The sequence below is a fragment of the Flavobacterium arabinosi genome, assembly GCF_048158725.1.
Lineage (GTDB): Bacteria > Bacteroidota > Bacteroidia > Flavobacteriales > Flavobacteriaceae > Flavobacterium > Flavobacterium arabinosi.
The window spans coordinates 589,115-609,294 of record NZ_JBLNKX010000001.1 but is presented as its reverse complement, the minus strand read 5'-3'; the positions used below and the strand labels follow the sequence as shown (position 1 = coordinate 609,294).

General features: G+C 33.9%; 21 protein-coding genes and 1 pseudogene. 12 read left to right on the top strand and 10 right to left on the bottom strand.

Annotated elements, in window-relative coordinates; translation table 11 throughout:
- Nucleotides 1–9: 9 nt before the first annotated feature.
- From ACM55K_RS02475 to hemA, 3 genes are read right to left on the bottom strand one after another with little or no spacing between them, the layout of a single operon-like run.
- On the bottom strand, nt 10–693 hold the full coding sequence (locus ACM55K_RS02475; protein WP_416848665.1) for a uroporphyrinogen-III synthase: 684 nt from the start codon (nt 691–693) through the stop codon (nt 10–12).
- Nucleotides 693–1,613 carry a hydroxymethylbilane synthase gene (gene hemC, locus ACM55K_RS02470; RefSeq protein WP_416848974.1) on the bottom strand — a complete coding sequence of 307 codons (921 nt, stop codon included), beginning with the start codon at nt 1,611–1,613 and terminating at the stop codon, nt 693–695. The genes ACM55K_RS02475 and hemC overlap by 1 nt, the downstream gene beginning before the upstream one ends.
- Entirely contained in the window at nt 1,610–2,866 is a 1,257-nt protein-coding gene (gene hemA, locus ACM55K_RS02465) for a glutamyl-tRNA reductase (RefSeq protein WP_416848664.1), read from the bottom strand. Before hemA ends, hemC begins: the two co-directional genes overlap by 4 nt.
- A gap of 229 nt (nt 2,867–3,095) precedes the next feature.
- On the opposite strand from hemA, the gene ACM55K_RS02460 reads away from it, so the two are divergent.
- The 8 genes from ACM55K_RS02460 (at nt 3,096) to ACM55K_RS02425 (ending at nt 11,075) form a co-directional block, all read left to right on the top strand.
- A complete protein-coding gene (locus ACM55K_RS02460; RefSeq protein ID WP_039108306.1) occupies nt 3,096–3,971 on the top strand; it encodes a helix-turn-helix domain-containing protein in 876 nt (291 codons plus the stop codon).
- A gap of 99 nt (nt 3,972–4,070) precedes the next feature.
- A complete protein-coding gene (hemH, locus tag ACM55K_RS02455; RefSeq protein WP_416848663.1) occupies nt 4,071–5,132 on the top strand; it encodes a ferrochelatase in 1,062 nt (353 codons plus the stop codon).
- Between the two features lies 1 nt (nt 5,133).
- Nucleotides 5,134–6,489 carry an MATE family efflux transporter gene (locus ACM55K_RS02450; RefSeq protein WP_416848973.1) on the top strand — a complete coding sequence of 452 codons (1,356 nt, stop codon included), beginning with the start codon at nt 5,134–5,136 and terminating at the stop codon, nt 6,487–6,489.
- Nucleotides 6,476–7,021, top strand: coding sequence for a CopD family protein (locus tag ACM55K_RS02445; RefSeq protein ID WP_416848662.1), 546 nt, complete (start codon nt 6,476–6,478; stop codon nt 7,019–7,021). Before ACM55K_RS02450 ends, ACM55K_RS02445 begins: the two co-directional genes overlap by 14 nt.
- 2 nt (nt 7,022–7,023) lie before the next feature.
- Nucleotides 7,024–8,496 (top strand): sensor histidine kinase, encoded by a 1,473-nt coding sequence (locus ACM55K_RS02440; protein WP_416848661.1) that lies wholly within the window; start codon nt 7,024–7,026, stop codon nt 8,494–8,496.
- Between the two features lie 10 nt (nt 8,497–8,506).
- Nucleotides 8,507–9,289 (top strand): enoyl-CoA hydratase/isomerase family protein, encoded by a 783-nt coding sequence (locus ACM55K_RS02435; RefSeq protein ID WP_416848660.1) that lies wholly within the window; start codon nt 8,507–8,509, stop codon nt 9,287–9,289.
- A gap of 191 nt (nt 9,290–9,480) precedes the next feature.
- Nucleotides 9,481–10,599, top strand: a complete 1,119-nt coding sequence (locus tag ACM55K_RS02430) for an ATP-binding protein (RefSeq protein ID WP_416848659.1) — start codon at nt 9,481–9,483, stop codon at nt 10,597–10,599.
- A gap of 71 nt (nt 10,600–10,670) precedes the next feature.
- Entirely contained in the window at nt 10,671–11,075 is a 405-nt protein-coding gene (locus ACM55K_RS02425) for a hypothetical protein (RefSeq protein WP_416848658.1), read from the top strand.
- Between the two features lie 94 nt (nt 11,076–11,169).
- On the opposite strand, the gene ACM55K_RS02420 is transcribed toward ACM55K_RS02425, so the two are convergent.
- The 3 genes from ACM55K_RS02420 to ACM55K_RS02410 all read right to left on the bottom strand — a co-directional run bounded on the left by ACM55K_RS02420 (nt 11,170) and on the right by ACM55K_RS02410 (nt 13,634).
- The gene (locus tag ACM55K_RS02420; RefSeq protein ID WP_416848657.1) at nt 11,170–11,823 is read right to left on the bottom strand and encodes an HD domain-containing protein; all 654 of its coding nucleotides are present in this window, start codon (nt 11,821–11,823) and stop codon (nt 11,170–11,172) included.
- 79 nt (nt 11,824–11,902) lie between these two features.
- Entirely contained in the window at nt 11,903–12,889 is a 987-nt protein-coding gene (locus tag ACM55K_RS02415) for an acyl-ACP desaturase (RefSeq protein WP_416848656.1), read from the bottom strand.
- 10 nt (nt 12,890–12,899) lie between these two features.
- The gene (locus ACM55K_RS02410) at nt 12,900–13,634 is read right to left on the bottom strand and encodes a lysophospholipid acyltransferase family protein (RefSeq protein ID WP_416848655.1); all 735 of its coding nucleotides are present in this window, start codon (nt 13,632–13,634) and stop codon (nt 12,900–12,902) included.
- A gap of 125 nt (nt 13,635–13,759) precedes the next feature.
- Here ACM55K_RS02410 and rnpA point away from each other — a divergent pair, with 125 nt between their 5' ends.
- The 3 genes from rnpA (at nt 13,760) to ACM55K_RS02395 (ending at nt 16,733) form a co-directional block, all read left to right on the top strand.
- Entirely contained in the window at nt 13,760–14,185 is a 426-nt protein-coding gene (gene rnpA, locus ACM55K_RS02405) for a ribonuclease P protein component (RefSeq protein WP_416848654.1), read from the top strand.
- Nucleotides 14,186–14,289: 104 nt separating this feature from the next.
- Entirely contained in the window at nt 14,290–15,927 is a 1,638-nt protein-coding gene (locus tag ACM55K_RS02400; RefSeq protein WP_416848653.1) for a S41 family peptidase, read from the top strand.
- Nucleotides 15,927–16,733, top strand: coding sequence for an OmpA family protein (locus ACM55K_RS02395; RefSeq protein ID WP_416848652.1), 807 nt, complete (start codon nt 15,927–15,929; stop codon nt 16,731–16,733). The genes ACM55K_RS02400 and ACM55K_RS02395 overlap by 1 nt, the downstream gene beginning before the upstream one ends.
- Here ACM55K_RS02395 and ACM55K_RS02390 read toward each other — a convergent pair.
- Nucleotides 16,734–17,003 (bottom strand): annotated as a pseudogene (locus tag ACM55K_RS02390) (GNAT family N-acetyltransferase); the annotation flags it as partial.
- Nucleotides 17,004–17,380: 377 nt separating this feature from the next.
- On the opposite strand from ACM55K_RS02390, the gene ACM55K_RS02385 reads away from it, so the two are divergent.
- Nucleotides 17,381–17,977, top strand: coding sequence for a hypothetical protein (locus ACM55K_RS02385; protein WP_416848651.1), 597 nt, complete (start codon nt 17,381–17,383; stop codon nt 17,975–17,977).
- Between the two features lie 2 nt (nt 17,978–17,979).
- Here the strand turns inward: ACM55K_RS02385 and ACM55K_RS02380 are convergent, their stop codons facing one another.
- From ACM55K_RS02380 to ACM55K_RS02370, 3 genes are all read right to left on the bottom strand, one after another.
- Entirely contained in the window at nt 17,980–18,426 is a 447-nt protein-coding gene (locus tag ACM55K_RS02380) for a GNAT family N-acetyltransferase (protein ID WP_416848650.1), read from the bottom strand.
- 23 nt (nt 18,427–18,449) lie between these two features.
- Complete coding sequence (locus ACM55K_RS02375; RefSeq protein ID WP_416848649.1) at nt 18,450–19,427, bottom strand: DUF4837 family protein; 978 nt, start codon at nt 19,425–19,427, stop codon at nt 18,450–18,452.
- A 77-nt stretch (nt 19,428–19,504) separates the two neighbouring features.
- On the bottom strand, nt 19,505–20,155 hold the full coding sequence (locus ACM55K_RS02370; protein ID WP_416848648.1) for a 3-keto-disaccharide hydrolase: 651 nt from the start codon (nt 20,153–20,155) through the stop codon (nt 19,505–19,507).
- Nucleotides 20,156–20,180 lie beyond the last annotated feature (25 nt).

Sequence of the window (20,180 nt, the reverse complement as noted above, 5' to 3'; positions counted from 1 at the left end):
AGCAGATTGCTAGATGCTTTCCGTTTTATAATATTCAATAACTTCCAAAATCACCTCTTCAATAGTTGGTGTTTCGGCAATTACTATGTTTTTAATTTTCTTTGTTTCTAATGCTGATGCTGTAGTAGTGCCTACGCAAAAGCAAACTTCATTCTTGATTTTATTATTTGTCAAATAACTTTCAACGGCAGATGGACTAAAAAATAGAATCCCGTCAAAATTTTCTTGATCTGATATTTTAAAAGGCGCAAGTGTTGTTTGATAAACTTCGATTTCATTAAAAGTTATTCCTGCGCTTTTTAATGCTTCAGGCAACGTTTCTTTACGCAAATTTCCGCTCAAAAAAGTATAGCTTTCCTTATTATAAATTAAAGTGATTATTTCGGCTAATTCAGATGCGTAATCCAAATAAACATCAACTGTGAAGCCATGTAATTCAAGTAATTCCTTGGTTTTAATACCTACACAAAAAACAGGTTTAGTCTTTAAAACTTCCCAACCATTTTGTTCCATCAAACTTAAAACAGCATTTTGGCTGCTAAAAATTAAGTTGTTGTTGATGGTCTTCAGTTCAAAAAGGTTGTTTTTAATTTCGATGAAATCTTGTTCTAAAAGATCAAAATTAGCGTCAAGAAATACTTGCCTCTGTTCTGCCGACAATGTTTTGGTGGATAAAATGCTTGTTTGGCTCATTATTTCTTCAAATTAATTTTAATTTCTGTCATCAATTCTATCCCGCCATTTTCTAAAATTTCTTTGGCACAATAAAAGCCTAATTTCTTCCATTCTTGCATCGGAACGGTTTTTTCGATTTCGATTTTTTGCTTTCCATCGATAGAAAACAAAACACCTTTAAACAAAATATCATCTTCTACAAAAACTGCCAAAGCACCTATTGGTGCGGTACAACCGCCTTCGAGTGTTTTTAAAAACTGTCTTTCAATATGGGTACATACTTCGGTATCAATATCATTCAATTCAGAAACGGCTTCTCTGCAAAAATCATCATTTGCCATTGCAACAATTACCATTGCGCCTTGAGCCGGCGCCGGAATCATCCAATCCAAATCAATATAATTTGAAGGTTTCAAGTTAATTCTTTCCAATCCTGCAGCCGCAAAAACAGCTCCGTTCCAATCGCTGTCCTGTAATTTCTGCATTCTGGTGTTTACGTTTCCACGTAAATCAACTACATTGTGATTGGGATATTTATTCAGCCATTGTGCCTGACGACGCAAACTGCCTGTGGCAATTGTTCCTTCTCCGTTAAGAAAATCAAGGTTTCCTTTGTGTACCAAAATATCCAACGTATTCGCTCTTTCAAGAACAGCCGCTTGCACAATTCCTATTGGCAAAGCCGTAGGAACATCTTTCATGGAATGCACCGCAATATCAACCTGACCATTGATCATGGCGATATCCAGCGTTTTAGTAAAAATTCCTGTGATTCCTAATTCGTAGAGTGGTTTGTCGAGAAGAATATCTCCTTGTGATTTTACTGCAATAATTTCGGTTTTATATCCTAAATCGTTTAGTCTTTTTTCGACAGTATGGGCTTGCCAAAGCGCGAGTTCACTATCGCGTGTTCCTATTCGTATGGTTTTATTCATTATTTTGTAGTCGCTCCTATTTTGAAAACTTTCTCAATCCATTCGATACTTTCATCAACCATAGTATCATCATCTTTCAAATGGTTTGCAAAATGTGTCGTTATTTTTTGGATAATTCTGTTGCTGATAATCTCCGCTTGTTCTTCATTGAAATTTGAAATTTTCTTGCTTTGAAAATCCAATTCGGATGTTTTTATAGCATTCAATTTTGCTTTTAAAGCATGGATTGTGGGAGCAAATTTTCTGCCTTTGGTCCAAGTAATAAATTCTTCTTTTATTTCTTCAATAATTGCTTCTGCTGCAGGAATGTGTTTTTTTCTGTTTTCTAAAGTTTCGTCGGTTAATTGTGACAAATAATCCATGTGAATTAATGTAACGCCTTCAATTTCTTCCACATCTTCATTGACATTTTTCGGAATGGATAAATCCAGAATCAACAACGGTTTCTTTAAATTCAGAATTGCTTTATCGACCGTAGGATTTTGAGCACCCGTAGCCACAACAACAACATCTGCTTTTTGCAGCTCCAGATGCAATTCTGAATAATCTTTTACGATTAAATTCAATTTCCCGGCTAGCGCCTCTGCTTTGGCTTTCGTTCTATTAATTAAAGTAATATGCTCGTTTTTAGTATGTTTTACTAAATTTTCACAGGTATTTCTACCAATTTTCCCAGTACCGAATAATAGGATATTTTTATTTCCAATGTCATCTACATTCTTGAAAATATATTGAACTGCCGCAAAAGAAACCGAAGTAGCACCTGAGCTAATCTCCGTATCGGTTTTTATCTTTTTACTGGCTTGTATAACGGCATTCACCAATCTTTCCATAAAAGTATTGGCTAAACCAAAAGATTTTGATTGTGCAAAACTGGATTTTATTTGAGCAATAATTTCGAAATCACCCAAGATCTGACTATCCAAGCCGGTTCCTACTCGAAACAAATGACTTATCGCTTCTTGGTTTTTATAAACAAAACCAACTTTTTGAAATGCTTCAACAGAACCCTGACTGTTTTCGCAAATTAATTTGATCAATTGAAAAGGATGCTCCGCGAAACCATAAATTTCAGTTCGGTTGCAGGTTGAAGTAACTATTAAACTCTCTATTCCTTCCGTTTTGGCTTGTTCCAATAAACGCGTTTTTGCAGCAGCATCTAAACTAAATTTTCCTCTAATCTCAGCATCTGCTTTTTTATAACTCAATCCAACGGAGTAAAAATAATGATGCTTTGATGTGTTATTGTTTTCCATATTTTGCACTTTACCAGAAAGTGACACAAAATTATGACTATAGTATTTATAAAAGTAACGCTAGAAGTTCTTTTTGTATCGTTAAATGATTTTTTAATTCTATTTGCCAATTTTATTATAAAAAACTCTATTTTTGTAGTGAAATCAAGTAATTATAAATCACTTATTTAGAGTAGTTCTAAACAAGTTCTACTGATAATTATCATATTTTTAATTTAAAAATGTCGCTATGGGTTCTCAAGAAATTATTAAAATTGAAGATGATTTCACGCTCATTCGTTTTCAAAATGACAGCGCCGAGGCCTTTAATGCCCAACGCGAAGTCAGTAGCGGGCTGATTCAATTTCATTTCGGATTAAAAGGAAGTGCCAAATTCATCTTCAATCAAGGGAATTATGCTTTGGAATTAAAAGAAGAAAAATCGTTGCTCTTATACAATCCTCAGAAAGAATTGCCTTTGAATCTGGAGTTAGCGCCAAATTCCTGGGTGATTTCTGTGATTATTTCCATCAAAAAGTTCCACGCTTTGTTTTCGACAGAAGCTGATTATATCACCTTTTTAAGTGCCGACAATAAGGACAAAAAATATTATAACGAAGGAAATATCAGTCCGTCGATGGCAATTGTTTTATCTCAATTGTTTCATTACAGTTTGCATCCGTCCATAAAAAACCTCTATTATAAAGGAAAAGGGTATGAATTATTGAGTTTGTATTTCAACAGAACTGAAGATCCAAATGCGGAACAATGTCCTTTTTTAATAGATGAGGATAATGTAATGAAAATTAAAAAAGCCAAAGAAATCATCATAGCCAATATGGCCGAACCGCCAGGATTACAGGAATTGGCAGATGAAATAGGTCTGAATCTAAAGAAACTAAAAATGGGTTTCAAACAAATTTATGGTGATACGGTTTACGGGTTTCTATTTGACTACAAAATGGATTTTGCTCGAAAATTACTGGATAGTGGTTCCTATAATGTAAACGAAGTAGGATTGAAAATTGGCTACAGTACCGGAAGTCATTTTATAGCGGCATTCAAAAAGAAATTTGCAACCACGCCCAAAAAATATTTGATGTCAATCAACCCAAATATGCAGTAAAGAATTGATTTCTTATATTAAACAATAAATAAAAAATAGTTAATCGCAATTTATAAAAAAGTAAGTTTATTTACTTTTGTACCAACAAAAAAAGATAACATGAAAGGTGTATTATTAGTAAATCTTGGTTCTCCTGAAAGTCCAACTCCAAAAGATGTTAAACCGTATTTAGATGAATTTTTAATGGACAAATACGTAATTGACGTTCCGTTTTTATTGCGAGCATTATTAGTTCGTGGAATAATTTTACAAACAAGACCTAAAAAATCTGCCGCCGCTTACGCAAAAATATGGTGGGACGAAGGTTCTCCGCTTGTAGTTATTTCCAAAAGAATGCACGAAAAAGTAAAACAATTAGTTGACATTCCTGTTTCCTTAGCGATGCGTTATGGAAATCCATCTTTACTATCTGGTTTACAAGAATTGCATGATAAGGGCGTCAATGAAGTATTACTTTTCCCATTGTATCCACAACATGCGATGGCTTCTACAACTACTATTCTGGAACTGGCCGAAGACTTGCGTAAAAAGCACTTTCCGGAAATGAAATTTACCATCGTTCCTGCATTTTATAACAAACCGGATTATTTAAAAAATCTTGCCGATTCTATTAAAGGTCATTTAAAAGGTTTTGATTACGATCATCTATTATTCTCGTACCACGGAATTCCGGAGCGTCACATTCGCAAGACGGACATTACCAAATCACATTGCAAAATTGACGATTCCTGTTGCAACACGCCTTCACCGGCACATGAATTTTGTTACCGTCACCAATGTTATGAAACCACAAAACAAGTCGTAAAATTACTGGGAATACCAGACGGAAAATACAGCCAAACCTTTCAATCCAGATTGGCGGGAGACAAATGGTTGACGCCTTACACTGACGTTGAAGTGAACAAAATGCCCGAAAAAGGAATTAAAAAACTTGCCGTTGTAACGCCAGCTTTTGTTTCAGATTGTTTGGAGACTTTGGAAGAAATTGCCATGGAAGCCAACCATCAGTTTAAAGAACACGGAGGTGAAGAATTTCTAGCAATTCCTTGTTTGAACGACAGCGACGATTGGTGTAAAACCGTGAGTAGTTGGATTACGAACTGGTCCAACGCATCTTCTTCTAATAAAAAAGAAGTTGATTCTGAAAAAGCAAACGCTTAAAATGACCGTTACCGCTGATGAATTAGGAACACAGGACATCAAAAAACTGTTGATAAAACAAGCAGTTCCGTCATCCATTGGAATTTTATTCATGTCGGTTAATATTTTAGTCGATACCATATTTGTAGGACAATGGATCGGCTCTTTAGCCATTGCAGCGGTAACCGTAGTATTGCCAATCACCTTTTTGATTTCTTCATTGGGAATGGCAATTGGCGTGGGGGGAGGTTCCGTTCTTTCAAGAGCTTTGGGATCCAATCACAAGGAAAAAGCGTTATATACTTTTGGCAATCAAATCATGATGACATTTTTATTGTCATGCGTTTTTGTGATTTTTGGTTTGTTTTTTAGTGATGAAATGCTGTTGCTTTTTGGCGCCAAAGGAGAAATAATGAAACCCGCGAAGGAATTTTTCTTTCCCATAATTATCAGCGTTCCATTTCTTGCACTTTGCATGATGGGAAATAATATTATCCGTGCAGAAGGCAAAGCCAAATTTGCTATGATTGCCATGATTATTCCAGCTTTTGTAAATATTGTACTTGATATTCTTTTTATAAAAGTGATGAATTTAGGAATGTTTGGGTCCGCATTGGCTTCAGCAATATCCTATTTCATGTGTTTTGTATTTGTGTCATGGTTTTTTGTTTTTAAAAGCGAATTAAAATTAAAAGCGAGACATTTTAAATTTAAAATTCCCATTGTAAAAGAAATCACCGAACTCAGTTTTGTGACTTTTTCAAGACAGGGCGTAGTGAGTATTTTAGCTATCATCATAAACCATACTTTATATTCCTACGGAGGTGAACATTCTGTGGTGATTTATGGGATTATCAGCCGAATGTTGATGTTCGCATTGTTTCCGATTCTGGGAATTACACAAGGCTTTCTGCCAATTGCAGGCTTCAATTACGGTGCTATGAATTACGAAAGAGTCAAGGAAAGTGTCCTGCTTTCGATAAAATATGCTGCTTTTTTGGCCACGCTTATTTTTGTTGTTATTTTGATTTTTGCCAAACCAATCGTGGCCATCTTTACCACAGATTCATTGGTGATGGCTCAAACTCCTGAAGCGTTGCGCTGGGTTTTTGCGGCTTCGCCAATCATATCTATCCAGTTAATTGGGGCGGCCTATTTTCAGGCTGCGGGAAAAGCAAAAAAAGCATTGCTTTTGACGTTAAGCAAACAAGGATTTTTCCTAATCCCGTTAGTGCTGATTCTACCAAATTTTTTAGGTATTTTTGGAGTATGGATTGCATTCCCAATTGCTGATGTTTTATCCACAATACTTACTGGCTATTTTCTAAAAAAAGAAATGAACACAAAATTGATTCAAACTACTGATGGAATATTATAATTACCTAAAATCTTTACACTTAATCTTTGTAATCACATGGTTTGCAGGATTATTTTATATTGTTCGCTTGTTTGTTTACCAAATTGAAGCGGCACAAAAACCATCACCGGAAAAAGAAATTCTCCAAAAACAATACAAAATAATGACCTATCGCTTATGGTACATTATTACCTGGCCTTCGGCAGTTTTAGCTAGTCTATTTGCTTTTTCATTACTTTATCTGAATCCAAGTTTAATTCAGTTAGATTACATGCAAGTAAAGTTTGGCTTTGTTTTTGTACTTTATTTATATCATTTAAAATGCCAACAAATTTACAATCATTTGCAAAATGATGAAATAAAATACACGTCAAATTTTATGCGCTTGTGGAATGAAGGCGCAACCATAATTTTATTTGCGGTCGTTTTTTTAATCATTGCTAAAAATGCGGTCAACTGGATTTATGGCGTAATTGGAATCTTTATCTTTTCCGTTTTAATTATGCTGGGTTTTAAATTTTATAAAAGAATTCGAGAAAGAAATCAATCTTAATTATGTTTAATAACTTCAAGACAACAATGCTTTCATTGCGGGTTAGGATTTTCCTTTCCATGATTGTATTGATAGTTATGGCTTCCATTTTATTAGCTTCCATTTCAATTATTCAATTTAAAAATGAAGCCAAAGAATACCATCAAGAACGTTTAGAACGGAATGAAAATGCAGTAAAGCAACATATAAATTATGTACTTTCCACAACAACTTATCCGTTAACAACTGCGAATTTAGGCCTGATTTTTAAAGATAAAATACATGAATTAGCCCAAATTCACAATATTGAGATCAACATTTACAGCTTAGAAGGAAAACTGCTCAAATCATCCAAAGAATCATTTTCAGTTGATAAAGTATCACCTTCTATCCCAAAATATATCCTGAAATTAGTTCGTTCTTCTATTGAAAAAAGATACGTTGATATCAAAACCATTAACGGCGTTAAAAATCGTTCTTCATACAGCCAGATAAAAGACGACAAATTTAAACCACTTGGTATTTTAAATTTGCCTTACGTTGAAGATGACGGGTTTTATGAAAATGAATTGAATAGTTTCCTCATTCGCTTAGGACAAGTATATTCCTTCATGTTGATTGTTGCTTTTGCGGTGGCTTATTTTCTTTCTTCCTACATCACAAAATCTTTAAAAACCATTTCAGACAAATTAAGTGAGACTAGCCTATATCAAAAAAACGAGAAAATTGTATTAGAGGCCAATAGCAAAGAAATTAATTTATTGATAAAAGCATACAACGGAATGGTTGATGAATTGGAAAAAAGCGCCATAAAACTAGCACAGAGTGAACGAGAAGAAGCCTGGCGCGAAATGGCAAAACAGGTGGCCCATGAAATCAAGAATCCGCTTACGCCAATGCGACTGACGGTACAGAGTTTTCAAAGAAAATTTGATCCGAATGATGCTGATATAAAGCAAAAGATGAAGGATTACTCCGAAACTTTGATACAACAAATTGATACGATGAATGCCGTTGCATCGGCTTTCTCAAATTTTGCATCGATGCCGGCGCAACAAAATGAAACCTTGAACGTAGTGCAAGTAGTAGAACTGGCCATGGATATTTTCAATGAAGAATATATTGTATTTCAAAGTGATTCTCCCGAAATTATTTCGAAAATAGACCGAACCCAACTCATCCGTATTATTACAAATTTAGTTAAAAATGCAATTCAATCCATTCCTGAAAACCAAGAAGAAAAATCAATTATTGTAACGATAAAAAAAGATTTAAACAACGTTCTGATTACTGTTATGGACAACGGAATCGGGATTCAGCCGAAAGACATCAGCCGTATATTCGAACCAAAATTTACCACTAAAAGTAGCGGAATGGGGCTTGGTCTTGGTATTATTAAAAACATTATCGAAAATTATAAAGGAACGATTACCTTTGATACTGAATTTGGAAAAGGAACCACTTTCACGGTTTCACTTCCAATAATTAACTCCTAAAATTACCATCATGAATTACGAAAATCTTTTAATTACAACAGAGAATACTATCGCAACGATAACCGTTAATCGCCCTACAAAACTAAATGCTTTGAACAAAGCTACTATTACTGATTTGTATAAAGCATTCAAAACATTGGGGAAAAACAATGAAATTCGGTCTATTATTCTAACTGGAAGTGGTGAAAAAGCTTTTGTTGCAGGAGCTGATATTGCTGAGTTTGCTAATTTTTCTATCGAAGAAGGAATGCAATTAGCAGCTGAAGGACAGGAAAAATTATTTAATTTTATCGAAAATCTTAAAACTCCTGTTATCGCAGCTATTAATGGTTTTGCATTGGGTGGTGGATTAGAATTGGCGATGGCGTGTCATTTCAGAGTGGCTTCCGAAAATGCAAAAATGGGTTTGCCTGAAGTTTCACTTGGATTGATTCCTGGTTATGGCGGAACGCAACGTTTACCACAATTGATAGGAAAAGGACGCGCCATGGAAATGATCCTGACCGCCGGAATGGTAACCGCACAAGATGCCTATAGAACCGGACTGGTAAATCATGTGGTGCCTGATGCCGAACTTTTGGATTATTGTACTAGTGTCGCACAAAGAATAATGAAAAACTCCCCTTACGCAATTGGTAAAGCCATAAAAGCCATCAATGCCAATTTCAAAGAAGGCAAAAATGGGTATGAAACCGAAATAAAAGCTTTTGGAAAATGTTTCGGGACTGAAGATTTTAAAGAAGGGACAACGGCGTTTTTAGAGAAAAGAAAAGCGGTGTTTACTGGGAAATAGATTGTAGTATTCAGTCGCAGTGATCCGTTTTAAAAGGAACAATTCTCTTTTAAAACATCTAAAAAGTATAATAATATGATATTACACTATCCTATTATTATACTTTTTTGATACTATAATATCATATTATTATACTTTTTAGATATTGTAATGTCATTTTATTATATATTTGTCGTCTAAATATCCCCAAAATGATTAATCGTACCCAACAAAACTTAACTAACAGCTACCTTTTCAAAGGAAAAGCAATTTTGATATTTGGCGCAAGGCAAGTAGGAAAAACATCTTTGATCAGAAACACCATCAAAAATAATACTGCTTTGTGGCTGAATGGAGACGAACCCGACACCCAGCTTTTGCTCGAAAACATCACAACAGACAGACTGAAAGCTTTGGTTGGAACGAATCAGATATTGGTAATCGACGAGGCACAAATGATTCATAATATAGGATTGCTAATCAAGCGGATGGTCGATAATTCTCCGGATATTCAAGTTATTGCATCTGGAAGCAGTGCTTTTGAATTGGCTGACAAAACCAAAGAATCCATGATGGGAAGAAAAGAAGAATTACAGCTTTTTCCATTAACTTATAGCGAAATGGTTAATCACACCAACTTCGTTGAAGAAACCCGGTTGATTCCTCATCGATTGGTTTATGGTTATTATCCTGAAGTGGTGAATAATCCCGGAAAAGAAGAAAAAATACTCAATGATTTGGTGGATGGTTTTTTATATAAAGACATTTTGAATCTTGATGGTATAAAAAAATCGGCCTCTTTGCAACGTTTGGTTCAAATACTGGCATACCGAATTGGATCTGAAATAAATTACAGTTCGCTATCAAACGACATAGGAATTAACAGATTGACAGTTGAAAAATACATTGATATATTGGAGAAAAATTTTATCATTTTTAGTTTGCCCGCTTTTAGCAAAAACCAAGATAACGAATTAAAAAAAGGCAGAAAAGTATATTTTTGGGACAATGGTTTGCGGAATAGAATTATCAAGAATTTTAATCCAATAGAACTTCGTGATGATATTGGCGCGCTGTGGGAAAACTTCATTATCAGCGAACGCAAGAAGAAACTGGTCTATGACGAAAAGTTCAAAGATACCTATTTTTGGAGAAATACCCAGCAAGCTGAAATTGATTATTTGGAGATAAAAAACACCGAAATCGAAGCTTTTGAAATCAAATACAGTCCGAATCAGAAAGTGCGGTTTACAAAATCATTTACAGAGAAATACCATCCAAAAACTACAGAAGTCATTCACAAAGAGAATTTTTGGAATTATTTGTTATAAAAAAAATGAAATTGATTTGCTATATCTTAATTTTGCACTTTCAACAAGATTAATTTATTAAAATAAAACCTATGTCCTTCCAACCCGTATTTGCCCAATTTTGGGAAAAAGTAAAAGAAAGCATCGAAAATAAAACCTACGCCAAATTAACTTTGGCAAAAACCATTGGCGACACCGAATTGAAAAATATTTATGTGCGTCCCGTTTTATTGGAAAATGACGTGTTTAGCCTTTCGATTACGGCGCGTTATAAAACGGAAGAAGTAGAAAGTTTCCATTCGTTGGAAGAGGCCTTTTTTGTTTTGGCTCCATATATGAATAATCCGTTTTTAACCGCATTGTTGTTTACAACAGAAAACGACATTACCTTTAAACTCAACAAAAAAAGAGTGGGAAGCATTATTGAACAAGCACCCACTTTCAAGAATGCTTCGGATGTAATTATAGAAATGAAAGCGAAAAATATTTCGATTTAAGATATTTGATTAACGATTGCTGATTTTTGATTTAAAAACCAGCAATCGAAAAAAAAATCTGAAATTTAAAATCGTTAAACCGCAATCAAAAATCCTATTTCTCCCCCTCCCATTCCGCATAAAATTGCGAAATAAAACCTTCCATATAGCGGTGTCTTTCCTTTGCAATTTGTTTTCCGGTTTGTGTATTCATTTTATCTTTTAGGAGAAATAACTTTTCATAAAAATGATTGATCGTTGGAGAATCGCTGCTCTTGTATTCTTCTTTCGTCATCCTTGTGTTTGGAGCTATTTTAGGGTCATAGAGCGTTCTATTTTTAAATCCACCATAATTGAATGCTCTTGCAATTCCAATGGCACCAATAGCGTCTAATCGATCCGCATCTTGAACAACATCCAGTTCAATTGAAGAGAATTTCTTTTCGAAATTACCGCCTTTATAAGAAATGTTATCAACGATATTAACTACATGAGCGATGATTCCTTCGTCAACATTTTCTGATTCCAGGAATTCTCGTGCTATTTTAGGGCCAATGGTTTCATCTCCGTTATGGAATTTACTATCTGCAATATCATGAAGCAAAGCACCAAGCTGAACAATCGTTGTCTCACAAGCTTCGTTTTTAGAGATCAAAATAGCATTTCGATATACTCTTTCGATATGAAACCAATCGTGTCCACCTTCGGCATTTTCTAGTTTTGTTTTTACAAAAAGAATTGTTTTACTAATTAAATCGGGATTGTTCATTGTTATATTTTATAAAAAAAATGTTGATTTCCGAAGACAAACTTCAAAAATCAACATTCATTATTCTTAAATCAAAAATTTAAAGTCTGGCTGGCTCTACCCATTTGAAAATATGTGATTCTTGTGGAATAACTAATCTTTCGGATATTTTTGCCATTCTGCCCGGTAATTTCATCAAATAATCACGCGCTTTCTCTGCTTCATCAGTCAAACCGGTAATCTTGTCAATTTCCCATTTGTCAATTAATTTTTGCATGATATCTACATAATCCGCTGCTGTATAAACGCCAATTCTTTGTGCCGAATCAGAAAATTGTTCGAAAGCAGTGCTTATTTTTTCACCTGATTCTCTCAAGAAATGCGCTGGCATAACGATTTTTGCTTTCATCATGTATTGAAATGCAAGCATCATTTCACTAGGATCTACCTGAAAAATTCGATTTACAAATTCGCTATAGGCATGATGATGACGCATCTCGTCACCAGCAATCATTTTGCACATTTTAGACAATTTGTTATCTCCATATTTCTTAGCCATTTGTGCTACTCTGTTGTGAGAAACGTAAGTTGCCAGCTCTTGAAAACTAGTGTAAACAAAGTTTTTGTAGGGATCTCTTCCGGTTCCAATATCAAAACCATCGTTAATAAGGTGTTGCGTTGTCATTTCTACTTCGCGCATGTTTACACGACCTGAGAGATACAAATATTTGCTCAGTAAATCGCCGTGACGATTTTCCTCTCCAGTCCACTGTCTGATCCATTTAGACCATCCGTTTCGCTCTACATTATCAATCCCTTCTACGTCCATTAACCAAGATTCGTATGTTGGTAATGCTTCCTCAGTAATGGTATCCCCCACTAAAGTCACCCAGAAATCATATGGTAATTCTTTTGCAATTTCACGTAATTCTTTGACCTCATCAAAAAAAGTATCGCTTTGAGAATTAGGCAAAAAATCTGTTGGTTGCCATATTTTTTCTACTGGAATTAGATACTGATCGACAAAGCTATCTACGTTTTTTTCTAAAAACTGCATTACTTCTAATCGAATGTTTTTTATAGACATTATATATAAATTAAATTTTTATTCCTTGAACAACTGCTGTTTCTGTTTTTTCCATTAATTCCGCAAAATTATAATCTTTAACCGCTAATGGTTTGTGTACTACAAAGGTAAGATGATTTCCTAAACCTAAAGGAAAAAATCCGTATTTAACCATTTTCCAAGAATTATTTATGCTTATTGGAACAACATATGCCGATGGAGCGTATTTACACAAAATTTTCAACCCGCTTTGAGCAAACTCTTTTGGTTTCCCTGTTTTACTTCGCGTTCCTTCCGGAAAAATAACTGCCGTACGTTTGTATTTTTCAATATATTCCGACAATCCTTTGATAGCTGGAATGGCTTGTTTAGGGTCTTTTCTATCAATAAGAACGGAACCGCCATGACGTAAATTAAAAGACACGCTTGGAATGCCGCTTCCTAATTCTTTCTTACTGACAAATTTACAATGAAATCGGCGGAAAAACCAAATCATAGCAATAATATCGTACATACTTTGATGATTGGACACAAAAATCAAAGGGACATTTTTAGGAAGGCTTTCAATATTTTCAAATTTATAGGTTGTTCCTAAAAGATTCGTACATTTTAATAAGAAAAAATTCAGATAATCAACACTTTTTTTGTGGGCTTGATAGCCAAAAACACGAAAGCAAACCCACTGAATTGGGTGAAAAATAACCAAGGTAAGACCAAAACATAAATAATAAATTATGGATATGGGATACGAAATTAGTTTTTGCATGCTTTAAAAATTTGCCACAAAAGTAAGAAATATATTTTTAGCCCGATTTAAATCGGAAACAATATACAGGCTCAACGTTTAATCGTAACTTTGCCAGTCAAAATCCATGTCTTTTTTCTATTAAAATGAACTTCACTTACCCAAAAAACGAAAAGCTAAAAAGTAAAATCACCATTGGATTATTGTTTTCTGAAGGGAAATCAGTTTCTAAATATCCGTTGCGATTGGTTTATTATTCGGGTGCTTTGGGTAATCCTGAAAAATCAGATGAAAAAATTAAAATGGGCGTTTCCGTTTCGAAAAAACACTTTAAGAAAGCCGTGGACCGCAATTATTTCAAACGTGTGTTGCGAGAAACCTACCGTCTCAACAAACATTTATTGATTGATAATCTGGATCAGCCTCATGCTTTTATGTTTTTTTACCAAAGCAAGGACCGCTTGAGTTATGAAGAAATCAATACCAAAACCATCCAACTATTTGAGAAGTTTATTGCTCAAAACAGTAAAAAACCTTTTCCAGAAAGTGACTCCAGTTTAGAAAATAAATAAGTCCAATTTTACTAAATACCGTAGAATTGCGTTTACACTTTATCCTGCATAATTATTGGTGATTTATTCTTAATTTAGTACTCTCAAATTTAGTCCAAAAAGCCATGAATTCTTTTTTCCAAAAAAAAATCATAATCCCTATTGTCGCTTCGGCATTCCTATATGTTGGTGTGAGTTTCAAAGACGATTTTTTTGAAATCGCCAAACAAATAGAGATTTTCACCACCCTTTTCAAGGAATTGAACAAGAACTATGTCGATGAAACCAATCCTGGCGACTTAATGGACAAAGCCATTAAAGGCATGTTAGCCAGTTTAGATCCGTATACCGTTTATTTTAATGAGCAAGATGTGGTCAGTTTTAAAATAAACAATACCGGAGAATATACTGGAATAGGCGCTTTACTTACCCGAAAAGACGGCAAACTCATCGTAAAAGAGCAATACAAAAACTTTCCGGCTGATAAAGCAGGGCTCAGAGCCGGTGATGAAATTACCCAAGTAGGTGATATTCTTTTATCTGATTTTAAAGACGATGCCTCCGAATTATTTAAAGGTGCAAAAAACACTAAAATCGACATCAAATACATCCGTCAGGGAAAGCCCTACACTACCCAAATTGTTCGTGATGAAGTGGAAATAAAATCGGTTCCTTTCTTTGGTAAAATAGATGCTGAAACCGGGTATATCGTTTTATCCCATTTCAACAACAAAGCTTCTGTAGAAACCAAAATGGCATTGGAACAGCTAAAAAACGAAGGTGCTAAGAGAATTGTTTTGGATTTAAGAGGCAATCCCGGAGGTCTTTTAAATGAAGCTGTAAATATTTGTAATCTCTTTGTTCCGAAAAATGAAATTATAGTAACTACAAAATCCAAGATCGAAAAATACAACAATATTTATAAAACTACTAGAGAACCTGTTGACACTGAAATTCCTTTGATCATTATTGTAAATGGAAAAAGTGCCTCGGCTTCAGAAATTGTTTCTGGTGCTTTACAGGATTTAGATCGTGCCGTGGTATTAGGAAGCAGAAGTTTTGGAAAAGGATTGGTACAAGTACCCATTAATTTAACTTATGGAACGCAACTAAAGGTGACCATTTCGCGCTATTATACGCCTTCCGGCAGATGTATTCAAGCGCTGGATTACGCCCATAAAGACAAAAATGGATTGGCCGTAAAAACCGAAGAGAAGAATTATAATGCTTTCAAAACCCGAAAGGGAAGAACGGTTTATGACGGTGGAGGCATTCAGCCCGATGTGGAACTTGATGAAACAAAATTAAGCCCGATAACAAATGCATTGGTCAAAAACGATGGCGTTTTTAATTATGTGACGAGTTATTATTACAAAAATCCAACTTTAGGCAATACTATACCAACGATTTCTGATGCGGATTTCTTAGACTTTAAACAGTTTTTAAAAGCCCAGAAATTCTCTTTTGACACGGAGACAGAGTTAGCATTGAAAAGCACTTTGGCGGTAGCCAAAAAAGAAAAAATAGACGGATCCATAACTGCCGACTACCAACAATTGCTGTCTACTTTGCAAAAAAGCGAAGATGCTTTATTGGATAAAAATCAAAAAGAAATCAAGAATCTGATTTTAGAGGAAATCATTAAACGCTACCAATATCAGGAAGGTTTATATCAATATTACATAAAAAATAATTCTGAAATCAAGAAAGCCGTTAGCATTTTAAGCAACACTTCAGAATACAAATCCATTTTGAAATTGTAATGCATAAATACTTTAAAATAATCCTTTTTTTGTTTTTTGGACATCTTTCAGCCCAACAGAAACCAGTACAAACAGTCTATTTTGATTTTGATAAATATGATCTTAATGATCACCAAATTAAGACCATAATCGATTTTGCAAAAAAATCAGACACTACAAAAATTGAATCTATCCAAATTTATGGCTATTGTGACGACAGAGGTGACAATGATTATAATTTTGAATTATCGACAAACCGTGTAAAAACAGTTCAGGACATACTCACTTCCAATGGTTTCAACAAAAATAAAATTGTTGTTATTGAAGGTAAGGGACGCGTGATCTTGAACAAAGACTCCGAAGGAAACATCAATGAAACCAGATCTGAAAACAGACGCGTCGATTTGTTTATGGTTAAAAAAAATAGTTTCGGAAAAGGCATTTACAATTCTTTTCAAGAAAAGCATAAAGTTGGTGATCGTGTTTATTTAGAAAACATACTATTTGCGCTTGGAAGTAGCGCCTTGCCATTAGAATCGAAAAAAGAACTAGACAAAATCGCAGCAATATTGCAAAAAAATCAAAAACTAGAATTTGAAATTAGAGGACATGTATGCTGCACCCCTAGTTATTATACAGATGCAATAGATGAATTTACTCATGAAAGAAAACTTTCATTTAATCGTGCCCGAAATGTCTATCTTTATCTAATCTCCAAAAAAATTAGTCCACAACGAATGACTTACAAAGGTTGTGGAAATAAATTCCCTTTGAGTAAAGGAGCAGCTCTTGACCGAAGAGTCGAATTTGTTATTTTAAAAATATAATTATACTTTCTGCATCTCAATATGCGGAATATCATCTTCTAAATACATTTCGCTGGTTTGCACAAAACCTTGACTTTCGTAGAATTTTTTCAGGTACAATTGGGCGCCAATGGTAGTTTTGCTTTCGCCAAAATGAGACAAAATCCCTGTAATAGCTTCACGCATCAAGTCATGCCCCCATTTCCTGTCGCGGTAATTTGCAGCAACGGTTACTCTTCTGATAGAAGCATTATCAAAACTGATTCCTGCTTTGAAAAGTCGGGCATGAGTGGTTGCAACAAAAAAATATCATTTTAAAACAAAAAATTAAGACTTAAAATCAAATTCCATTTGGTAATTGATTTTAATGGCACTATTATTGATTTTTAGGACTAAGACTACAAAATTATTGTGAAAAATCAATTATGAAAAAACTATACTTGTCACTAACCCTTATTTTTTGTTTGTAAATAACCTATTGTCAAGATACTATTAATAATTTAAAGGAAGTTGTTGTAGTTCGTAAAGAATCCAACAGGAAGGAAATAATAGCGATACTTAAAAAAATAAAATATAATTTAAGAGAAAATTATGAACAAGGTGATACTAACTATTTGACAAATCATTTTGTCTTAAAAGACAATAAAGACACATTAGTAAATAGAAAAATGTTAAACACTTTGAATATTAAAGTATTGAGTAAAAATAATATCCAATGGATGTTAAATAATGATTCTAACAACTCTTTCAATGCAGATATTTCTGCTTATTCAAGATTTGAACCAGAAATAACTGAAGATCATTGGTTTGCTTTTCTTACTTATTACAACAGTTTAAACGTCGTCGATTTTGATTTTTTCAATATTAGTAATGATTATAAATATCAGATTTCAAAAGATACAGATATTACCACAGTTAAATTTACAGCTTCTAGATTTCATAGTGGTTATTTTACCTTTAACAACAAAAATTATAATTTAATTCGAATTGCATTTATGAATACAAAACCTTATGATTTTTATGTTTACGGTTGGCAAGGCAATGAGCAACATTTAGAATTTACTACAAAATGGAAGTATTACAAAGAAATTATCAAATTAGATTTCATAGAAACAAAAAGAGGTAAATTATTATTAGTAAACTTAGATGCTATGCAAGAATTAATAAATTTTGAATTTAAAAGATATAATGAATCTAAAAGAATAATCGATAATGGCATCAATATGAAATTTTATACCACTTTGCAAATGAAAATTATTCAGTAGAATTAAGCTCTTTTCATCTCAATATGCGGAATATCATCTTCCAAATACATTTCGCTGGTTTGCACAAATCCGTGGTTTTCGTAGAATTTTTTTAGATACAATTGTGCTCCAATAGTGATTTTGCTTTCGCCAAAATGATGCGCGATTCCGGCAATTGATTCTCGCATTAAGTCATGACCCCATTTTCTGTCACGATAATTAGCATCAACAGTTACTCTTCCGATTGAAGCGTTATCAAAACTGATTCCTGCTTTGAAAAGCCGGGCATGAGCTACAATTTCACCGTCAAATTCTCCAAAGAGATGTAACGCCAGCTTGTCTTTACCGTCAAGGTCTAGATAAACACAGTTTTGTTCCACTACAAAGATCTCACTTCTTAGTTTTAGTATATCATATAGTTCATGAACAGTAAGCGCCTCAAAAGGCTTAATTTTCCATTCTAATGCCATTTAATATTCCTTTTTAATTTAAATTACTTTTTCTCAATTTCAACCGATTTTATAATGGATTCCAACTCATGCATCAAGTCCCGTTTTTCCTTTGACGGCGCATAACATAAACCTTCCAAAACCAGAATTCTATTAGATTCCTTGTCTATAATGGCATAATTTATAAAAGGACCCGCCATAAAATCATTTTTTAATTCCCAAGTTCCTTTGGTCTCATAAGCTTCTTTCCCGTCAAGAGTAATCTTTGAAAGATATGGCGCATAAGCTTCTTCGGTAATCATATTCGTATTGGGTTCTGTTCCGCTGATATATAAATTACCTATCGAATCCCGCATTTTTATGATATTTGAAATCAAATTTGGGTTCTTTTTAATGGAGTTTAAAGGAACCTGATAAATTAGCAAACTTGTATTTCCACCAATGATTTCCTTTTTTAACCACATGAAATTGCTTTTGTGAAGTACATACATATAACCGGAAGGAATCTTTATGGAGATCTGGAATTTATTACTGATCAATTGTGGATTAAGTAGCAACTGACTATTGATTTTCTGGCTTTCGGCTATTTCTCCTTGCTTAATCAACTGAATCATTTGGGAAGCATTTTTTTCTAAGCATGCTATGATATCAGCCCCGGTTTTTCCTGAAATATGAAACACATTTTGAGGTGATGCGTATTGATTTTTCTTTATTTCAAATTTATTTTGCTGTTCTTTCTTTACCACGATAATCGCTCTGGTATCCGTCATGAATCCCTCCAGAAGTTTAACCGGATATTGATTTATGGTAAAAAGTGGTTCCTCCTGTGGCAATCCAATTACTGGTGATGCAAACTTATTTCGAATGCTGTCCCCTATTTCACCATTCCATAGCTGATCATCAATAATTACTGAAATTGTATTGATTTTTCCCGCCGTTTTACGATGTAAATTATCGTTCTTCTTTGTACAAGAAAAAAACAAGAATGGAATAAACAGACATAAAAAATGGATTTTATTCATTGATTCGGTAGGCTATAAAAATGTTAATTACCAAATAAAGAGAAAAAAGATCAGCTTTTGTAGAAAAAAGCAAAAAACTATTTGTGGATTTTTTTTAATTGAATGTTCCTAAAATCAATTGGAGAACCTTCATAGTTTAAAGAAATTTTTCCTTCTTTGGAAGATACCTCAACACATTCATTTACTAATTTTCCGTTCAAATATTGGGTACATTTTCCGTTGAATGATTGAATGAGAATTGTATTCCATTCTCCATACGGGTTCTCATTACTGCTAAATTTTGGAGAAACTACACTTGCACCAGCCTCAATCAATTTTCCGTTTACTTTCGCTGTTACATTATCCAAAAAAATAAAATCGCCAGTAGTATTTTCTTTTATTTGAAATTGAATTCCTTTAGGCCAAATGTGATCGGGTGAATTTGAAGGTATGTTGTACATCACACCACTATTTTTTTTCACATCACCTCTATAAAATTCCTTTTCTAAATTCCACCTGAACTCTAAACTTAATTCAAAATTTTTATACGAACTATTCGTCATTAAATAGCCATTATTCTCTCCGTGCATTCTAATCATGCCATCCTTAAAATCATAAGCTTGTGATGGTGCTACTCTATCGTTGCTGTTTTTAGTATACCCATACCAATCCTCCATTGACAAACTTTTTTGCTTAACAGCACAGGAACTTAACATTATAAGACAACCAAAAATTATTTTTTTCAACATTATAATACTTTATTTAAAACGGAGA

Coding starts and splice junctions, on each gene's coding strand:
- ACM55K_RS02475 (WP_416848665.1), bottom strand. CDS start 693: ATGAGCCAAACAAGCATTTTATCCACCAAAACATTGTCGGCAGAACAG.
- hemA (WP_416848664.1), bottom strand. CDS start 2,866: ATGGAAAACAATAACACATCAAAGCATCATTATTTTTACTCCGTTGGA.
- ACM55K_RS02460 (WP_039108306.1), top strand. CDS start 3,096: ATGGGTTCTCAAGAAATTATTAAAATTGAAGATGATTTCACGCTCATT.
- hemH (WP_416848663.1), top strand. CDS start 4,071: ATGAAAGGTGTATTATTAGTAAATCTTGGTTCTCCTGAAAGTCCAACT.
- ACM55K_RS02450 (WP_416848973.1), top strand. CDS start 5,134: ATGACCGTTACCGCTGATGAATTAGGAACACAGGACATCAAAAAACTG.
- ACM55K_RS02445 (WP_416848662.1), top strand. CDS start 6,476: ATGGAATATTATAATTACCTAAAATCTTTACACTTAATCTTTGTAATC.
- ACM55K_RS02440 (WP_416848661.1), top strand. CDS start 7,024: ATGTTTAATAACTTCAAGACAACAATGCTTTCATTGCGGGTTAGGATT.
- ACM55K_RS02435 (WP_416848660.1), top strand. CDS start 8,507: ATGAATTACGAAAATCTTTTAATTACAACAGAGAATACTATCGCAACG.
- ACM55K_RS02430 (WP_416848659.1), top strand. CDS start 9,481: ATGATTAATCGTACCCAACAAAACTTAACTAACAGCTACCTTTTCAAA.
- ACM55K_RS02425 (WP_416848658.1), top strand. CDS start 10,671: ATGTCCTTCCAACCCGTATTTGCCCAATTTTGGGAAAAAGTAAAAGAA.
- ACM55K_RS02420 (WP_416848657.1), bottom strand. CDS start 11,823: ATGAACAATCCCGATTTAATTAGTAAAACAATTCTTTTTGTAAAAACA.
- ACM55K_RS02415 (WP_416848656.1), bottom strand. CDS start 12,889: ATGTCTATAAAAAACATTCGATTAGAAGTAATGCAGTTTTTAGAAAAA.
- ACM55K_RS02410 (WP_416848655.1), bottom strand. CDS start 13,634: ATGCAAAAACTAATTTCGTATCCCATATCCATAATTTATTATTTATGT.
- rnpA (WP_416848654.1), top strand. CDS start 13,760: ATGAACTTCACTTACCCAAAAAACGAAAAGCTAAAAAGTAAAATCACC.
- ACM55K_RS02400 (WP_416848653.1), top strand. CDS start 14,290: ATGAATTCTTTTTTCCAAAAAAAAATCATAATCCCTATTGTCGCTTCG.
- ACM55K_RS02395 (WP_416848652.1), top strand. CDS start 15,927: ATGCATAAATACTTTAAAATAATCCTTTTTTTGTTTTTTGGACATCTT.
- ACM55K_RS02385 (WP_416848651.1), top strand. CDS start 17,381: ATGTTAAACACTTTGAATATTAAAGTATTGAGTAAAAATAATATCCAA.
- ACM55K_RS02380 (WP_416848650.1), bottom strand. CDS start 18,426: ATGGCATTAGAATGGAAAATTAAGCCTTTTGAGGCGCTTACTGTTCAT.
- ACM55K_RS02375 (WP_416848649.1), bottom strand. CDS start 19,427: ATGAATAAAATCCATTTTTTATGTCTGTTTATTCCATTCTTGTTTTTT.
- ACM55K_RS02370 (WP_416848648.1), bottom strand. CDS start 20,155: ATGTTGAAAAAAATAATTTTTGGTTGTCTTATAATGTTAAGTTCCTGT.